The 17,586-nt window shown below is 41.6% G+C and carries 15 protein-coding genes; 14 read left to right on the top strand and 1 reads right to left on the bottom strand.

Going from position 1 to position 17,586, the window contains the following annotated elements:
• Positions 1-23: 23 nt before the first annotated feature.
• On the top strand, positions 24-164 hold the full coding sequence (locus HMPREF1548_RS28805; protein ID WP_181970052.1) for a hypothetical protein: 141 nt from the start codon (positions 24-26) through the stop codon (positions 162-164).
• Positions 165-284: 120 nt separating this feature from the next.
• Positions 285-515, top strand: coding sequence for a hypothetical protein (locus tag HMPREF1548_RS05015; protein WP_021634728.1), 231 nt, complete (start codon positions 285-287; stop codon positions 513-515).
• A 50-nt stretch (positions 516-565) separates the two neighbouring features.
• Here the strand turns inward: HMPREF1548_RS05015 and HMPREF1548_RS05010 are convergent, their stop codons facing one another.
• On the bottom strand, positions 566-1,663 hold the full coding sequence (locus HMPREF1548_RS05010) for a helix-turn-helix domain-containing protein (protein ID WP_035321099.1): 1,098 nt from the start codon (positions 1,661-1,663) through the stop codon (positions 566-568).
• Positions 1,664-1,889: 226 nt separating this feature from the next.
• Here HMPREF1548_RS05010 and HMPREF1548_RS05005 point away from each other — a divergent pair, with 226 nt between their 5' ends.
• From HMPREF1548_RS05005 to HMPREF1548_RS04950, 12 genes are all read left to right on the top strand, one after another.
• Positions 1,890-3,899 carry a right-handed parallel beta-helix repeat-containing protein gene (locus HMPREF1548_RS05005; RefSeq protein ID WP_021634724.1) on the top strand — a complete coding sequence of 670 codons (2,010 nt, stop codon included), beginning with the start codon at positions 1,890-1,892 and terminating at the stop codon, positions 3,897-3,899.
• Between the two features lie 103 nt (positions 3,900-4,002).
• Complete coding sequence (locus tag HMPREF1548_RS05000) at positions 4,003-4,218, top strand: dTDP-4-dehydrorhamnose 3,5-epimerase family protein (RefSeq protein WP_021634723.1); 216 nt, start codon at positions 4,003-4,005, stop codon at positions 4,216-4,218.
• Between the two features lie 999 nt (positions 4,219-5,217).
• Positions 5,218-6,357 (top strand): GHMP family kinase ATP-binding protein, encoded by a 1,140-nt coding sequence (locus HMPREF1548_RS04995; protein ID WP_021634721.1) that lies wholly within the window; start codon positions 5,218-5,220, stop codon positions 6,355-6,357.
• A 101-nt stretch (positions 6,358-6,458) separates the two neighbouring features.
• Positions 6,459-7,778: an HAD-IIIA family hydrolase gene (locus HMPREF1548_RS04990; protein ID WP_021634720.1), complete on the top strand. Its 1,320-nt coding sequence runs from the start codon at positions 6,459-6,461 to the stop codon at positions 7,776-7,778.
• Between the two features lie 27 nt (positions 7,779-7,805).
• Positions 7,806-8,453: a D-sedoheptulose-7-phosphate isomerase gene (locus HMPREF1548_RS04985; RefSeq protein WP_035321098.1), complete on the top strand. Its 648-nt coding sequence runs from the start codon at positions 7,806-7,808 to the stop codon at positions 8,451-8,453.
• A 53-nt stretch (positions 8,454-8,506) separates the two neighbouring features.
• Entirely contained in the window at positions 8,507-9,229 is a 723-nt protein-coding gene (locus tag HMPREF1548_RS04980) for a WecB/TagA/CpsF family glycosyltransferase (RefSeq protein WP_286137814.1), read from the top strand.
• Positions 9,230-9,300: 71 nt separating this feature from the next.
• On the top strand, positions 9,301-10,287 hold the full coding sequence (locus HMPREF1548_RS04975) for a metallophosphoesterase (RefSeq protein WP_181970053.1): 987 nt from the start codon (positions 9,301-9,303) through the stop codon (positions 10,285-10,287).
• Positions 10,288-10,345: 58 nt separating this feature from the next.
• Complete coding sequence (locus tag HMPREF1548_RS04970) at positions 10,346-11,731, top strand: preprotein translocase subunit YajC (protein ID WP_021634716.1); 1,386 nt, start codon at positions 10,346-10,348, stop codon at positions 11,729-11,731.
• The gene (locus HMPREF1548_RS04965) at positions 11,728-13,743 is read left to right on the top strand and encodes a GGDEF domain-containing protein (protein WP_021634715.1); all 2,016 of its coding nucleotides are present in this window, start codon (positions 11,728-11,730) and stop codon (positions 13,741-13,743) included. The genes HMPREF1548_RS04970 and HMPREF1548_RS04965 overlap by 4 nt, the downstream gene beginning before the upstream one ends.
• 7 nt (positions 13,744-13,750) lie before the next feature.
• On the top strand, positions 13,751-15,052 hold the full coding sequence (locus HMPREF1548_RS04960) for an O-antigen ligase family protein (protein WP_021634714.1): 1,302 nt from the start codon (positions 13,751-13,753) through the stop codon (positions 15,050-15,052).
• Positions 15,045-16,478, top strand: a complete 1,434-nt coding sequence (locus tag HMPREF1548_RS04955; protein ID WP_021634713.1) for a flippase — start codon at positions 15,045-15,047, stop codon at positions 16,476-16,478. Before HMPREF1548_RS04960 ends, HMPREF1548_RS04955 begins: the two co-directional genes overlap by 8 nt.
• Positions 16,475-17,569, top strand: coding sequence for an acyltransferase family protein (locus HMPREF1548_RS04950; RefSeq protein WP_021634712.1), 1,095 nt, complete (start codon positions 16,475-16,477; stop codon positions 17,567-17,569). Before HMPREF1548_RS04955 ends, HMPREF1548_RS04950 begins: the two co-directional genes overlap by 4 nt.
• Positions 17,570-17,586: the final 17 nt, after the last annotated feature.

Genomic DNA, 17,586 nt, shown 5'->3' with positions numbered 1-17,586 from the left:
GGCCGGCCGGAGGAATAAAGCTGATGGCAACCTATATGTATAAGCTGCCCTTCCAGCAGTTCAACATGGGCTACTGTCCCTGTGTCGCGGCAGAGCTGTTTCTCCTGATTACTTCAATTGTGCTGCTGTTCCAGAAGATCTTTGTGGTAAAGGAGCACTATTGAAATGGTTAAGCAAAAAGAGGTTGATTACAGGGGGAAAAAGCTGAAATCCCGGATTGCCTGGGAAATTGCCATTTTTTCGCCTGGGCCTGGCTGGTTGTAACGCTGGTTCCGTTCATATTCATGATTATGAACTCCTTCCGAAAACAGTTCGATATACTTGCCCAGGGGGGCATCTTCCTGCCCCATGAAACGCTTCCCCTGGCTCTTGGACAGTTTAAAGGAGAGCATTCCCTGGATATCCCGATCATTCTTTCCGTGCTGGTATTGTCCGTGCTGCCCATGATTATCCTTTTTATTATTTTCCAGGATAAGCTGGTCAAAGGAATGATGGCGGGGGCGGTGAAAGGATAGATAATGAAGAGATTTGTCGGGGCTTCTAAAAGAAGCCCCGTTTCTTCCAATTAAAACGCGTCCGGCTCCAGCGCCCGGTATTCCGCGGGCGTCATGCCATAGCGTTCAATGAACAGCCTGTTGAAATGGCTCCTGTTCGTATAACCCAGCTCCTCGCAGATTTCGCCTACTCTTTTGTCCGTGTTTTTCAAAAGCTCCGCCGCCTCCTTCAGCAGAAAGGCGCGGCTGTAATCCGACAGGGTCTGGCCGGTATACTTTTTTATTACCCGGTTGATATAGTCGCTGTTATAGTTTAGTTCCTTTTCCAGTTCCCCGCGGCTGATCCTGCCCTTTCTGTTCTGCAGCAGCCAGGATACCTGGTAGAAGAGCCTTTCTTCCTTGGAAATCCTGGTCTGATGGGTCTGAATCAGGTAATTTTCCTCGTCTCCCAGCATGGCGATGAAACGGCAGAAATATCCTCTCACCATATAATTTCTGCCGGAACGGCTTTCGCTCAGTTCCAGTACGATGGCATTGATCAGCCTGTAAAAATCATCGGGGTCAAAGCTCTTTTTCCTTCTGAAGTCGATATACTCCTTTGCACTGTAAAAGGAAAGCTTCTGGTTTTCCGCAAAAAGATGGTGGAAAAAAGTATGATTGGTACAGCTTCTTCCTTCCTCATCATAAAGCAGATCCTGTTCCAGCACGGATTTGATATATTCCTCCTGAAACATGAAAAGAATGATTTCAAATTCACTGTCATGCAGCTCCTTGTGGCGTATATTTTTATTGCACAGGCAGCACTCACCCGCATGGTAGGTTACAGTTTCATTTTCAATCTGCAGATGAAGCTCGCCCTCCAGTACGATGGTCAGTTCATAAAAATCGTGGGAATGGAGAGTACGGGTTCCGGCAAGATCCAGCCTGCTTGTGGAGGAGAAAAAATAATTCTTATTGCTTTCCGTAAACTCCAGGGAATTCAGCTCGCCGCGTTTATGGTCGGTTGACTCATGTATGATCATATAGGGCATTCCGATTTCCACAAATTCCGAGGTATAGCTGCCCAGGTTATGAAAGGTAAGAAAGGTTTTTGGGATCCCCAGTTTTTTCAGAAAGCCCTCCTGAGATAATTTTCCGCCCGTATCTCTGAATGGTTTGATTTTTTTCATTATATTCCCCTTCCGGCTTCCAAAGATAGTCTGATTTGGACACAAAAAAACACTGATTCCTTCTGGATACGACATTTCCAGGTTAATATAATGATTATATAATGGCTTTATAAGATTAGCAAGAAAAGTCAGGCGGTTTTTATAAAGGCAAAAGTAACTGGTGCAGCTGTGAAAGGAGCAGGCAGTTACAAAAACAGAAAACGCACGACAGGAAAGGAGATCAAGTATGATTTATTATGTGAACGCAGCCGCGGCTAGAGAGGGCGACGGCAGCAAGGAAAGGCCTTTCAGGCGTATTAACGAGGCAGCGAAGGTTGCCGCGCCCGGGGATGAGGTTTTAGTTGCGCCGGGCATTTACCGGGAATATGTGGATCCGGTGAATGGAGGAACGGAGGATGCCAGAATTACCTATCGCAGCGAGCAGCCTCTGGGGGCGGTCATTACCGGTGCGGAACCGGTGGATTCCTGGGAACCTTATCAGGGAAATGTATGGGTCTGCCGCATTGATAACGGTGTATTCGGAAGCTATAACCCTTACACCACTTTTGTGGGAGGGGACTGGTATTTCGCTCCTGTCATAAGACATACCGGCGCCGTATACTTAAATGACCGCCAGCTGTATGAAACCCAGACTCTTGAGGAATGCATCAAGGGTGAGGTATATCCCCCTTCCTGGGATCATGATTTCTCCATTTATAAATGGTATACCGAGCAGGAAGGCAATACCACAGTGATTTATGCCAATTTCCAGGGACATAACCCCAACGAGGAAAATGTGGATATCAATGTGCGCCGCAACTGCTTTATGCCCTCCAAAACCGGAGTGGATTATATCACCTTCAGCGGCTTTAATGTAAACAAGGCTGCAACTACCTGGGCGCCGCCCGCCGCTTATCAGGACGGTATGGTAGGCCCCCACTGGTCAAAGGGATGGATTATTGAAGACTGTGAAATCAGCAACAGTAAATGCTGCGGTATTTCACTGGGAAAATATTACGATCCGGAAAATGATCATTATTTTACCAACAAACATGTGAAAAGCCCGACCCAGATGGAGAGGGATGCGGTCTGCCGCGGACAGTATCATGGCTGGCTGAAGGAAAAGGTGGGCAGCCATATCGTAAGACGCTGCCATATCCACCATTGCGAACAGGCAGGTATTGTAGGACGTATGGGATGCGTGTTCAGCCTCATTGAGGACAACCACATTCATCATATCAATAATATGCAGCAGCTGGGCGGCGCAGAGATTTCCGGTATCAAATTCCATGCAGCCATCGATGTTGTGTTCCGCCGCAACCATATCCATCATTCCACTATGGGAATCTGGTGTGACTGGCAGGCGCAGGGCACTCGGATCACACAGAACCTGCTTCATGACAACCATGCGCCGGAAGGCACTCCCATGGCGCAGGGCGCTATGATGAGCCAGGATATTTTCGTTGAAGTGGGTCACGGCCCCACATTGATTGACAACAATGTGCTGCTTTCCAAAGCGGCGCTGCGGATTGCAACCGAAGGCGTGGCTTGTGTACATAATCTGATTCTGGGCGCATTTACGGCGGTAGGCGGCGGAACGGACAATACCGTAAACGGTATCAACCAGCCCCGTTATACCCCTTACCACATCCGTCACCGTACCGAAGTGGCCGGCTTTATGTCGATCCTTCACGGAGACGACCGTATGTACAACAATATCTTCATCCAGAACTGGCCTGCTACAGCGGCAGAGGAAAAAGAAGATATGGGCTTTAAAACCTCCGATAACCGGGAAGTGGGAACGCATGTATTTGACGATTACCCTACTTATGATGAATGGATTGGCTGGTTTGAAATGGATAAGCCCGCTGATATGGGTGCGCTGGCAAAGTACCATTTCTCACACCTTCCCGTATGGGTAAACGGCAACGCTTATTTCAACGGAGCCAAAGCCTGGAAAAATGAGAAGGATAATCTGGTGGATGATCAGAATCAGGTATCCGTTGAGCTGGTGGAAGAGGACGGAAAGTATTATCTTAAGACAAATGTGTATGACGTGATGAAAGCTTTCAAAGTAGGACTTATCGACAGCGATCTGCTTGGCTGTGCTTTTGAGCCGGAACAGCGCTTCGAAAATCCGGACGGCACCTCCATCCTGTTCGATACGGATTATCTGGGAGAACACAGGGGCGTTGCATCCATTCCCGGGCCTTTTGCATCTGCGGAAGCGGCTGCTAAGCTTCTCTGGGAAGACTGAAGATAAATGGACAATGGCCGGCGCTGTAAATGCGCTGAGCTGTTGAATAATGACAGAGCTTTACATAATCAAAGGCCGGCATTCGTAAAAGGATGCCGGCTTTTTGGTTTTATCCGACGTCGCCGAGTTTTCCTATAAGCTGTCGGATTTTTACCATCCTGAGGATGAAAGCGGTATATTATGGAACGATGAACGATTGGGAATACAATGGCCAATTACTGAAGATATGCAGATAATTACGTCGGAAAGAGATTCCTCGAATTTACCATTTTCAGAGGAAGTGGCCCTGAAGCCCAAGAATATCCAGGCTGGAGAGTAGACGGGAGCGTTAAGCCCTGCCACCCGGTACAAGATACCCAAACGCAATATCTGCCTGCTCCAGCCCCAAATAGCTTTTATCCAGTGCAGTTTCCTGAAACCAGCATTTCCTGTAAATATGCAGGGCGGGCTTCAGGAAGCTGTTGGATATGAACATAAGCTTTTTTGTTCCGTGCGCAATGGCGTAGTCCGTGCAGTTAAATGGAGTATGGGATCAAGCTGTGCATGTAGTGGCTTGAGTTGAAAAAGTAGAAATGTAAGAACATGACACACAAATAAAGTTGATTTATGTGTACAGTGTAAATATAGGTAATGATTGATGACTGTGTTCTATAATGGAGAACACGGTCTTTTTTTGTTTAATAGAATCAGCGGGTGCTGATAGGCATGTACTTTATAGTTTTTTATAGCAAAGTCAGGGCTGGTAGTGAGAAAAATTCCCCGGAATTCAGATAGTGTATCCGGACGCGGGATTCCTTCAGCAATGACGGGGAGAGGGGCAATGATAATATTATAACATGCCGGATTCAGGGGAGGGGATACCGATTGCGCACATTATTAACCGTTTATACACCAATAATTGTTTTTTACATGGGCATATGTTACCCTTGCTTCATAAAATATGTTATTGCTTAGCTATAATAGACAATAGGCTCTCGGAATCTTGAGGCTGCCGACCAGGATTCATCATCGGATGAACATTGACAAGTAGACATTATCCAGAATGGAGCAGATGCATGGCCTTTCACAGATGCAGGAAGGGATTCCGCCAGCGAAACTGATTTAGGGCATTTGAATTTCGTCCTGCCGGCAGAAGCTTGTCCATGTTTGCTTCCGGCAGGAATTGTTTCATGGAGTACCAGTTATAAAGAAACCCGAGGGAATCATGTCTTGAAGCGGAGCCGGGGAAAGGGAAGAATATGCCTTTTTAATCAAGGGCGCGAAGCGCTGCGTTTTTCGAGAGTTTATTTCCATAAAATAAAGGGGGGAATAATTAATTATGATTATAACGAGGACACCTTTTCGAATATCTTTTTTTGGCGGAGGCACAGATTTCGCAGAATTCTATAAAGAGCATGGAGGTGCCGTATTATCCACGGCAATTGATAAATACTGTTATGTTAATGTGAGGCATCTTCCACGTTTTTTTGATTATGCATCAGAATTGTGCTATTCGGAGATTGAGCGTGTGAATCATGTCAGTGAAGTGAAACATCCTTTGATACGGGAAGCATTGAAAATGCTTGACATGCATGAAATACGCCTGTCTTATGAGTCTGATATACCGGCCAGATCGGGAATGGGAACCAGCAGTGCTTTTGCGGTAGGGATGCTTAATGCCTTTCATTCCATAAAAGGGCAATATATGAGTAAAAAGCAATTAGCTGACGAGGCAATTTACTTAGAGAGAGTGCAATGCAAAGAAGTAGGAGGAATCCAGGATCAGATCGCTACAGCCTATGGTGGAATGAACAAAATTGAATTTGGTGATTTTGGCTATATAGTAAAGCCGGAAGTAATTTATCCGATTCGAAAAAGAAAACTGAATTCTCATCTTATGCTGTTTTTTACAGGCTTTTCGCGTTATTCCTTTGAAATTTCAGTCCGGACTCGCGCCCAGATAAAGAATAAGGAAAAGGAACTACTGGAAATGAAACAGCTGGTAGAAGAGGCAGAGAAAATTTTGACCGATAAAAACAAAGATTTAAATGATTTTGGCCGTTTACTTGATTACAACTGGAAACTGAAAAGAGGGCTTAATGAAGAAATTTCCACAGATGCTACCGATCTGATTTATCACAAGGCAAAAGCGGCCGGCGCTCTGGGAGGAAAACTGCTGGGGGCAGGCGGGGGTGGATTTATCCTTTTGTATGCAGAATTGGACAGGCAGGCTTCAATCAGATATGCGTTGAATGATCTTCTGTATGTTCCCTTTAAATTTGATGAAGAAGGTGCAAAAGTCATCTATTATGAACCGGAAACATATGTGCCGACGGGTACAAAAAGGGAAATTTCTGATGATGTTCGGTATGATGATTTTCAGGAAAAATGGATTGATAATACCCCAAAATTACTTAAATTAACCGCGCAAATAAATAAACATGACAAAAACCAGGCTGTTTATAAACATCAAGGATAAGCAGCATTAATAAAAAAGTTGAAAGAAAAAGACCTTCAACCTCCCTGAATTGTATGTGACTTTAGTTACATGAGTGCCCAAGCGTGCAGAGAGGAGTAAAAATGATAGTGGTTATTATGGCAGGTGGAAAAGGAACAAGAATAGCTTCTGTGAATGCAGAGGTCCCAAAACCAATGCTGCAGGTAGGGGGAAAACCAGTTCTGGTACGTCAGATTGAAATGCTGCAGAAGCAGGGAGTGACGGAAATTATTCTTGTAACCGGATATTTACACAAAATAATAGAGAATTATTTTGGGACCGGTGGAAGCTATTGTTGCGGAGAAAACGGAAAAGAGAATGTTAATATCCGATATGTAATTGAAGATGAACCGTTGGGCACGGCGGGAAGCCTGTTCTTTTTGAAAGATTTAATAGATGAAGATTTTTTGCTAATTAATGGAGATATTGTCTTTGATATCAATTTATTACGATTTCAGGAAGCGCATCACAGAAACGGAGGATTGGTTACTATATATACGCATCCTAATCAGCACCCGTGGGATAGCAGTATTGTTGTAACAGACGAACAGAACTGCGTTATTGAGTGGAACAGCCCGGAGGGTGAGAGAGGCTGGTATCGGAATCGGGTTAATGCAGGGTTACATATGATATCGGCAGAGCTGTTTCATTATTTACAGCGTAAGGGGATGCTGAACCATCCTCTGAAATTGGATTTTGACAGAGATATTTTAAAGCCAATGGTAAAAGACAGGTGCTTGTTTGCCTATGATTCGCCTGAATATGTTAAAGATATGGGAACGCCGGAAAGACGTAGTGAGGTGGAAGCAGATATTAATTCAGGACTTGTTGCCAGGAAGAGTCTGACACATTGGCAGAGGGCTGTTTTTCTTGATCGGGATGGGACAATAAATAAATATGTTGGTTTTTTAACAAATCCAGACCAGTTCGAGTTACTGGACGGAGTAGCAGAAGCGATTATAAAGCTGCATCAAAAAGGATTTTTGGTAATTGTAGTAACCAACCAGCCTGTGATAGCGAGAGGTGAAGTAAGCCTGTTAGAGTTGGAACTAATCCATAATAAAATGGAAACTCTGTTAGGCCGGGCAGGAGCTTACCTGGATGCGATATATTTTTGCCCGCATCATCCGGAGAGCGGATTTGAAGGGGAACGGCCTGAATACAAGATACAATGTAAATGTCGGAAGCCTGAACCGGGAATGCTTCAAAAAGCCGCTGCGGATTATCATATTGAGTTAAAAAATTCCTGGATGGTTGGGGATGGAAATAATGATATGGCGGCGGGGAGAAAAGCAGGGTGCCATACTGCCGGTATATGTGGATGCGAGGGAGGGGAAAAAAATTTCAGAGACTTAAAAGCGTTTGCTCATTTCTTATGTGATGGGAAGGTTGAGGAAAAATAGAAGATTGCCCAAGGAGGAAATATATCGTTGGAAAAAGATGACGGGGGACGAATCGGTTGTTTGGTTAAAAGATATCCACTTCTGGATTGTATCAGCGGGCAAATTTTAACAGCATTTCTCTTGATGGAAGAATGTTATAAGCGGGGTAACAAAATATTAATTGCCGGAAATGGAGGGAGTGCCTGTGATGCACAGCATATGGTTGCTGAACTGATGAAAAGCTTTTTGCTGAAAAGAGAATTGTCAAAAGAAGAGAAAAAAAAGATGCTCGAAACTGATTTTCAACGAGGCAGTATTCTTGCATCTAAGTTACAGGGCGCTTTGCCGGCAATTGCATTGGATAGCCATGCCGCATTAAATACGGCATTTGCAAATGATGTGGATGGCAGGCTGTGTTTTGCACAACAGGTATACGCTTATGGGAGAAAAGGAGATTTATTTCTTGGCATAACGACTTCGGGCAATTCTGAAAATATACTGTTTGCAGCTGTCACAGCCAGGGCATTGGGAATGAAAGCAATTGGTTTCACAGGGCAGTCGGGAGGAAAAGTAGCTGAAATAGTGGATTTTTGTGTAAAGATACCAGCGACCCAGACTTATGAAGTTCAGGAACTGCAGCAGCCAGTTTATCATTGTTGGTGCCAGATGCTGGAAGAAGAATTTTTTAGAAGATAAAGAGGCGGAATATGCAGAAAGGAAATGAGATATTACAAGGAAAAACATCTTTATTGAATACAAAGTTTTCGAATATGGATAAAGCTGAACTGTTGTCTGCAGTGATAGAGCATGCAAAACGAAGGGAGCGTGCCAATCTTATTTTTGTGAATGTTGACGTCATCATGAAAATGGAGAAAGACGATTATTTGCGACAAATCTCAGAGGAGGCGGAATATGTTTTAGCCGATGGTATGCCGATAGTCTGGATATCAAAACTGAAAGGCAGAACATTGAAAGAAAAGGTATCCGGTTCAGATTTCCTTCCACTTTTATGTGAACAGGCGGCAAAAGAACATTTGAGACTTTTTTTTGTGGGTGGACGGGAAGGAGTTGCGGCGAAAGCGGCTATGCGGCTGGCCGATAAATATAAGGGGCTGGAAATAACCGGGACCTATGCCCCGCCCTTTGGATTTGAAAAAAAACCAGATGAGATTGCGAAAATGAATCAGATTATTCGGGAGAGCAACTCAGATATTTTGGTGGTGTGCCTGGGATGCCCCAAGCAGGAAAAATATGTATACGAAAACCAGGAAAAATACCAGATTCCAGTTTCTGTCTGTGCTGGGGCAGCAATTGATTTTTTAGCAGGTAATATAAAACGGTGCCCTTCCTGGATGAGCAGATACGGTCTGGAATGGTTTTATCGTTTTTTGCAGGAACCTGGAAGGCTCTTTAAAAGATATTTTATAGATGACATGCAGATAATAAGATTAATTTTTAAATATCGGGACTGAAAATTGTTGTTTTTATGGAAGAGACTGGCAGCTGAGAGAAGATAACGATGGCAGCATATGAGGTGAATGGTATGAAAAGTAAAGAAAAACGAAATAAGCGTAAAATAACAGTCTCTCCAAAATTTATTAAGTCAGTAAAGTGGATTGCAGTTATTTTCGCATTATTTCTGCTTATTTATACTGTTTTATACGTAATAGGAAGATATCGGTTTGAAGTTAGCTTTTACCAGCTATCTTCTGAAAAAGTGGCGGATAAAATAAGGGTAATTGAATTGGCCGATTTACATAACTGGACTTTTGGAAAGGATAATAAGGATTTAGTTAAGAGAATTAAGGATTTAAAACCTGATGTGATCGCGATCGCAGGAGATATGGTTTTGGCGGGGGAACAGGATATTTCAGTGGCGGTATCATTGTGCCGGCAGCTGGTTGAAATTGCACCTGTGTACTATAGTTTCGGTAACCATGAGAATGAAATGGTATATGGAACAGACATGTTGGCTGATTTCCTGGATGAACAGGCGGCTATATCAGGTACGGAAGAAGATGGGACCCTGGATTATGATAAAATTTCTATGGTAGACGCCAGGTTGCCTGAGGCATTGAAAGAAGCCGGTGTTGTCATACTAAATAATAATACAGCAGGTTTAAAAATCCGGGATCAACAAGTGGATATAGCTGGAGTTGATAATTTAAGCGGCGGATATTTTCCATATTCGGCTCATATGATAGAAAATTTCCTGACAACAAATTCAGATAATTTAAAGATTATCATTGCTCACAGGCCATTGATTCCGTATGCCGGGATTTGTTACCAGGAGGAGTTACGCTATGATTTACTGCTGTGTGGGCACAAACATGGTGGGATTATACGTGTGCCTGGCCTGGGAGGGATGTTTACATCAGGGGGAGGCTATTGGAATTGGTTTACTGGATATGATTCGGGGCTAATCCCGAATGCACAGGGAAATGTGGTTATCAGCAGAGGCCTGGGCAACAGCAATTTACTTCCGAGAGTCAATAATACACCAGAACTTGTTGTAATTGATATTGACTAGAAAACGGATTATGTTGCAATGAAAAAGAAATATTTTGCGAAATGGGGAGCGTGATGATATGAATTATTATCTGTTAACGGCTGGGAAAATGATGGTTTTTCTTATTTTTGTCATTATGTGTATCCGATTACTTTTTCTGTTTTTGAAAAAACGGAAGAAATATATGCGGATAGAGTTAATGAATGCATTAAAGCCTGGAAGGGTAGTAAAAAAAGGATGGATCGTAGTATTTACGCTTCTTTTCCTTTTCTTTTCTACCATAGTTGCTGCAGAAAGTAATCAACAGAGTGCTTCGTTAAATATAGCATTGACTTATAAGGAAGCATCTAACGGATTAAATCCTAACGGCAGCAGGTATAATATGAGCGATATTCTGTCGGATGAAGTGCTTGAAAATGCAATCAGCTATGGTGGATTCAGTGGAATTACTGTTGCGGAACTGGAAAATGCTCTGGATATTGAACCGGCTGGAAGCGATAAGGATTTGAATGAGCTTGTTTCCACCCAGTTTATACTGAAATTTAAGAATAATAAAAATGTTGGCAATCTCTCAGGAAAAGAAGTGGTTCATTCGGTAGCATATGCATACAGAGATTGGTTTATAAATAAATACACTGCTAATTACAGCATTCTGGATATTCCTTTTGATGATATTAAAACTTATGATTATCCTGAACTGGAAAGCTATTTGTCGAATGCAATACAGATAATATGCAATTATTCTAATTCTTATTATGAGAAGGATCCCGCTTTTCTGTCAGCAAAAACGGGAGAGAGCTTTTTTTCGATTAACAGCAAGGCCTGGGATATTAACAATACAGGTTTGGAGAGCCTCAGTTCTTATATTCTTTCCAATGGTTTGTCGACTGACAGGAAGGCGTATATGAGCCGTCTGAGATATGAGTATACTCATAATACCAACAATTATAAACGGGATATTTCGGCTTATCATGTACGCCTTAATGCTATAAGTAAATATGATAATGATATGGCAACAGTGGTGTATATACCGACTTATGATACGGATAACACCTTTTATATGTCCAAAACCAAAATAGGGATAGATCATTTTTCAGCGGATGCAGATTCCTTCAGCAGCAATGCGGCAGATACTCTGTCAATGATGCTGAAAGAAAGATATTGGCTGGAACGTCTTCAGGAAAGTACGGCAACCAGTGATACATATCTCAAAGCTGAAGAAATGATAGAATCTTTGAAAAAACAAATATTGGATTTGGCTGAGCTTACCAAAAGCACAGTGCAGGACTATATTGATACTTCTTCTAATGGATACGTGTCTATCGCAGAACCAGTGGAAGCGCCAAAGACCCAATATATCTTGGGATTGACGTTGGGACTGCTGTTTTTCTGCATTACATATGTTGAAGAAGCAATGAGGCAGTTAGGCCATGATATGTCCAAAAGAAAGGATAAAAAGAAATGAATAAATTTCGGCCAATTCAGTATCTGAAAAAATATACTTTTCTAATAATAGCATTGTTTGTTTTTTTAACCCTGGGAATGTATATGGTTTTGCGCTCATTACAGACTTATACAGCAACCACGATAATTGATTATGTCTATGGGGATGCCGAAAATGGACTTGCTCCGGATGGGACTGAGCTGGATACGACAGGTATATATTCATCGAGTGTAATCAGCCAGGCTTTGGATAATCTCGGATTAGATCAGGGGAAATATCCTATTGACAGTATACGGGCAGAGATAAAAGTTCAACAAATCGCAGATGAAGCTGTGGATGCGGTGAATGAAGCAAAGAACAAGGAAGGAGAGACTTCTGATCTGCAGTCTACAAAGTATGCCATTTCCTATAAGGCAGATAGCAGCAATGGCGCCGATATGGCCAGGGCGGTACTTGATGAGATAATGGACGGCTACTTTACCCAATTCTCCAAACAGTTTATTAATACCTCTTCTGTAGTGAACAGCACATCATCTGTAAATCAAGGCAGTTATGACTATATTGAGCAGATAGAATTAATAGACGCTGCATTAAAGGATACAGTAAATAGTCTGGACAGCCGGGCAAAAGCTTCTCCTTTGTTTTATTCATCTGGTACCGGTTATTCTTTCAATGAACTGGTAAATGAATTTTCTATACTTCAAAATACGGAAGTCTCATCCCTGTATTCATATATACTTAAGCATCGCGTAACAAAAGATACAGACGCTTTAGTAGGCAAGTATAAAGAACGGGTACAGTCAAACAAGCTTTTGCAGGAACAAAACCAGGCACGCGTCGGAGAAGTAGAGGGAATTCTGGAGGCTTATGTTGAAAAACTGAGGAAGTCTGATAATACAGCGCAATCACAGGTCATTGGTGCAGATGGAGATACAACCAAAAAAAATAATGTTTTGGGGGAAGTAGAAAGCCCGAATTATAAAAATGAAGACGATGAATATGTAGCTTATGATCAGACAACAGAGTATGAGCAGCTTCTTCAAAACTGGATTGATATTTCCGATGTGTATAATAATTCAGCAATAGATGAAGAATACAGTCAATATGTAATTGATTGTTTTACCGGAAATACAGAAGCGGTAATCAGATATCAAACGGAAATCGCACAGAGGATAGCCAGGCCAGAGAAAGAAGGCGATGATGAAACAGATAATGCTTCCGATTCGGATATGGATATCACGGAAAATGCCGAAGCAATTGATGGAGACAACGCAGAGAAAATTTATACGGAGGGAACGGTTCCCTGCAGTCAGCAGGATATAAAATACGTAGAAGAAAAAATCAAGGATATCATAAACCGAATGAATGCTTTGTATTCTGTTACGAATGCAACAGACTCAGAATATAATGAATATCTGGGTGCCGAATATATTAAGGTAATCTCAAGTAATCATATAACTGAGGGGATAAACATTCTGTTATATACAGCTATTGGGGCTGTTTTGTTCTTGGGACTTGGATGCCTCGGGGCCATTATTCTTGGAAGAGTTGGTGATATGATTGAATATGTTGCTTTTACAGATCATCAGTTTCAGATATCCAACCGGGTTGCCTGTGACAGATATATTAATAAATATAAAGAAAAAATATTGCCTGCAAATTTCAGCTGTCTGATTCTTCAGACGTTAAACCAGAATGATATTAACCATCAACTGGGAAGGACGGGAGGCGATGAAATTTTAGCATACCTTTCGAGCTGCCTTAGATCATTATTCAAGGAAAATGTTTTTCTGGGATACAATGGCAGCGGACAATTTATGATATTTGTTCAAAACGGCAATTACGAAGAACTGAAGTCCCTGATTAATAATTTACATATTTTATTAAATGAAAATATGAAGGAAAAGAAAATCGTGTTTAAATATACCGTTGGTTTTGCTGTTTCTTCTAAAGAGGAGATTTATCAGATCAGAGATCTGATAAGCTCAGCGATGAAGCAGCGGGAAGGTTACGAGGCAGGAATTTCCGATTGAGGTAAAAATGGAGAAAAAAGCAGGGTATCATATTTTGGCCATTGTTGTCTGTATACTGGCATGTGTATATAACTACAGCGGAGATGAAATGTTTTCGGTTGGCGGATTTGATTTTTATTTTTATTTGCCGATTGCTGTAATAATAGTCCTGGCAGCTCTTTGCGCGTTTTTAATTGCACCGAATTTTGCCCGTATGGAAATTGTTGTAAAACAACTTGGTATTGTGTTACTGCCAGTCATTTTCCCTTTTGTATGGTCGCTTATGTTATGGATAATCAGAGGGGCCGGCCTGGTGGAAATCAGAAAAGGAATTATGACAACGGCTTATTTAGCATCAGGAATTTGCATGATGGCAGCTTTGGTTTATATTACCGGAGAGAATGCGGTCTGGTGGTATTTGGCATCTTTGATTATTGCAAATTCCATTACAGCAATTATTGTTGTAATGAGTGGGGGACCGGGTAACTTTCTTGGAGAATTTTGGACGCTTTTGGTTACATTTGCCGGTGAAACCGGCGAACTAATGAAGAAAATGGAACTTCATGCCATTACCTATGCATTGGGCTGTTATTTAGTATATTTTGGTATAGAAAATAAAAACATATCCAAAAGATGGCCTTTATTTATGCTCTCAATTCTCTGTTTTTTACTGGGGTTAAAAAGAATTGCCGTTGCGGCTGTATTGGCTGCAATTGTGGTTGGCCTGATCTGGAACGGGCTGAAGCGTTTTCCTCATGTATCCCGTTTTTTACTGAGAGTGGCAGGGATATTATTCCTTGTATCAGCATTGGCATATGTAGGAGCTGTTTTTTATGGTTTGTATGATTATTTGGAGCAAATAGGAATCAATACCAGTGCCAGGGCTGATATCTACAGGATGTACCGGCCATATTATAAGTTCTCGCCATCTTTCCTGGGGAATGGCTTGGGATGGGTAGAAGCACAGATGAATGTCTGGAGTTCACAGACAACAGATTTGGTATACCATACACACAATGATTATCTTAGAGAATACATTGAGCTGGGGATGGCGGGTTTTTTAATTTGGTGTTGTTTGCGTTGTCATGTGCAGATCTCCTCTGCAAAAAAGAGAATGGGGGTGGCAGGAGAAGCTATCGCATTTGGCCTGATTGTTTATATGGCAATTACATACACAACGGATATGACGGCTATGCAGAGTTTTATCAACAATTCTTTTGCGGTGATTCTTCTTTCTTTTCAGCTTCGAAAAAGAGAAACAGAAAGAAACAGCATGATGGAAAGGGAAAACCGAAGATTGAGTGATCCGCCGGGTGAGCATTATGGATAAAGAAAAAAGTCTGAAAAGAAATTATGCATATAATCTGTCCTATCAGTTGCTGGCTATCCTTGTACCGTTGGTTACAACTCCTTATGTGACAAGAGTATTGGGACCGGAAAAACTGGGAGATTATGCCTATACGAGTGCAATGGTCTCCTATTTTGGCATAGTGGCAGCATTAGGGACGGTTACGTATGCACAAAGAGAGGTGGCTTGTTATCAAAAAGCGAGGGAAGAGCGAAGCAGGACTTTTTATGAAATTTTGTTTTTGCGATTATTTATGGTGGGAATTGTTTTTGCTGCTTATTGTGTGTTTTTATTTTTGGCAGGGACTTATAGGGTTTTGTATATAATACAGTTGTGTACAGTATTATCCTGGGCCTTTGATATCAGTTGGTTTTTTCAGGGGATGGAAGATTTTAAGGTTACAGTAATCCGAAACTCTACAGTGAAGCTGATAAGCGTGATTTTAATTTTGACGCTTGTAAAGTCAAGGGATGATTTATGGATATATGCCTTCATTTTATGCTTCTCCGCATTGCTGGGGAATATGACTATGTGGCCCTTTATAAAAAAGTATTTATGCAGAATACGGAGAAAAGAACTTCATCCACTGCGGCATTTAAAGGGATCTCTTGAATTATTTGTTCCTGTGTTGAGTATTCAAATCTATACAGTATTGGATCAGACAATGTTAGGGGCAATGATCAATACAACGCAGGTAGGATATTATGCACAGACACAGAAGATTATAAATCTTGAATCATCGCTCTTATTTTCTCTGACCTCTGTACTCATGCCGAGAATGACTGTCTTATTATCTGAAAATAAAGTGGAACTTGCGAACTCATATTACCGAAAAGTGGTTTCTTTTGGCTTTATGCTTAATTTACCGATGACCGCAGGAACAATTCTGATTTCTAAATATTTGATCCCCGTTTTTTTTGGCAGAGGATACAGAGAATGTATTCCTTTACTGCGTATCCTCAGTTTTATCTTTGTTACACAGGGGATCGGACAGATTGCGGGAACGCTGCTAATTGCCATGAAGCGACAGAAACAATACACGATTGCGGTGACGGCAGGGGCTGTAATCAATTTGATATGCAACGGTTTATTCATCACCCGGTTTGAGGCAAAAGGTGTTGCAGCAGCTTCTGTGTTTTCTGAGATATGTATCGAAATTATGATGCTGCACTATATTCGGCCGACCTTTGAAAAGGGGGCTCTTAAGGAAGCTTTTTTTAACTATCTGCCTCCGACCTTAGGAATGAGTCTGGTACTTTGGGCGGCAGAATGTTTTCTGGAAGTAAATTTGATATCACTTTTCATACTGGGAGTATCAGGCGTAGGGGTATATAGCCTGTTATTGATACTGAGAAAGGATATATTTCTGAAAGAGTTGTTACATAAAGGAGGAAGGGGCTTTCGATGAGGGAGAGGATCAATAAAAATGTAATTGGAATGTGGTCGGCGCTTAAGGGATTGATGGTTTTAGTGGTAATCCTTACTCATTCTATTGCGGAAGGCGCAACTCTTTGCGCTTATGGTGATGTGTATCCCATACCATTTCGGGTGCTCACCAAAGGAAGGGGAATTGTCCTGTTTACTTTTTTTATGATCAATGGTTATCTGATGAGACCTGAAAAAAGTAAAGGGGAAATTAAAAGACATTACTTTAATTATTTGAAAATATATTTTTTTACTCTTTTGACTATGGCTGTGGCATGCATAATACATAACCTTTTTATCGGAGAAAAATGGAATGTACAAGTATGGCAGCTTTTGATCGGAGGGCTCTTCGGCGCAACAAACAAGACTTATCTCAGCGGATATAAAATTCCTTTCCCTTCTGCTTTATGGTTTTTTGTGGTTTTAATGAACGCCAGCCTGCTGCTGGATTTGATTGGAAAGTTGGATAGCAGAAAAGTTCAAAAAGCAATTATATATGGGATACCTTTCTTATTTTTCCTGTGGTATTTTTTCTCTGGTCACCTTGGTAAGAATGTATTTGTCAATATTCCCTTCTATCCCGTACAGACGAGTATTGCAATCGTGTTGTTGTATGTTGGATATGAAATGAAAAAAAGCAATATTTTGTTTGTGAAAATAAACTGGTATTGGAAGGCGGGAATCGCATTATTGGCCTTATTTACCTATTTATTCGGACAATTGGATTCCCTGAATAATGAATACCGGTTGGGGATTTTAGAGTGTATCGGAGGGATTTGCGGTTCTTTTGTATTTATTTATATTTACTTACAATTGGTAAATCCGGAATGGAAGCTGATTGAATGGCTGATGTGGATAGGTAGAAGAAGTCTGTGGATTATTCCTGTTCATTGTGTGGAAGAGGCTTTGTTCCGCTGGGATGAATGCAGCCAATTTATGAGATTAGGGATATATGGATCTACCTCACTGATCTTCTTCATCCGATTGTTTTTTATCATTGTGGTCTGTTGTCTGATGGAGATGTTACAAAAAAAGATAAAAAAGAAAAAATTTAACAAATATGCAAAAATGTAGGACAGAAAGGAGAATCT

Origin of the sequence: Clostridium sp. KLE 1755, from assembly GCF_000466465.2 — a bacterium.
Lineage (GTDB): Bacteria > Bacillota > Clostridia > Lachnospirales > Lachnospiraceae > Eisenbergiella > Eisenbergiella porci.
The sequence above is the reverse complement of the archived record's forward strand: the minus strand, read 5'-3'. Positions and strand labels throughout refer to the sequence as shown.

Coding starts and splice junctions, on each gene's coding strand:
- HMPREF1548_RS04950 (WP_021634712.1), top strand. CDS start 16,475: ATGAGGGAGAGGATCAATAAAAATGTAATTGGAATGTGGTCGGCGCTT.
- HMPREF1548_RS04995 (WP_021634721.1), top strand. CDS start 5,218: ATGATTATAACGAGGACACCTTTTCGAATATCTTTTTTTGGCGGAGGC.
- HMPREF1548_RS04960 (WP_021634714.1), top strand. CDS start 13,751: ATGGAGAAAAAAGCAGGGTATCATATTTTGGCCATTGTTGTCTGTATA.
- HMPREF1548_RS05005 (WP_021634724.1), top strand. CDS start 1,890: ATGATTTATTATGTGAACGCAGCCGCGGCTAGAGAGGGCGACGGCAGC.
- HMPREF1548_RS04990 (WP_021634720.1), top strand. CDS start 6,459: ATGATAGTGGTTATTATGGCAGGTGGAAAAGGAACAAGAATAGCTTCT.
- HMPREF1548_RS05010 (WP_035321099.1), bottom strand. CDS start 1,663: ATGAAAAAAATCAAACCATTCAGAGATACGGGCGGAAAATTATCTCAG.
- HMPREF1548_RS04970 (WP_021634716.1), top strand. CDS start 10,346: ATGAATTATTATCTGTTAACGGCTGGGAAAATGATGGTTTTTCTTATT.
- HMPREF1548_RS04965 (WP_021634715.1), top strand. CDS start 11,728: ATGAATAAATTTCGGCCAATTCAGTATCTGAAAAAATATACTTTTCTA.
- HMPREF1548_RS04975 (WP_181970053.1), top strand. CDS start 9,301: ATGAAAAGTAAAGAAAAACGAAATAAGCGTAAAATAACAGTCTCTCCA.
- HMPREF1548_RS04955 (WP_021634713.1), top strand. CDS start 15,045: ATGGATAAAGAAAAAAGTCTGAAAAGAAATTATGCATATAATCTGTCC.
- HMPREF1548_RS28805 (WP_181970052.1), top strand. CDS start 24: ATGGCAACCTATATGTATAAGCTGCCCTTCCAGCAGTTCAACATGGGC.
- HMPREF1548_RS05015 (WP_021634728.1), top strand. CDS start 285: ATGATTATGAACTCCTTCCGAAAACAGTTCGATATACTTGCCCAGGGG.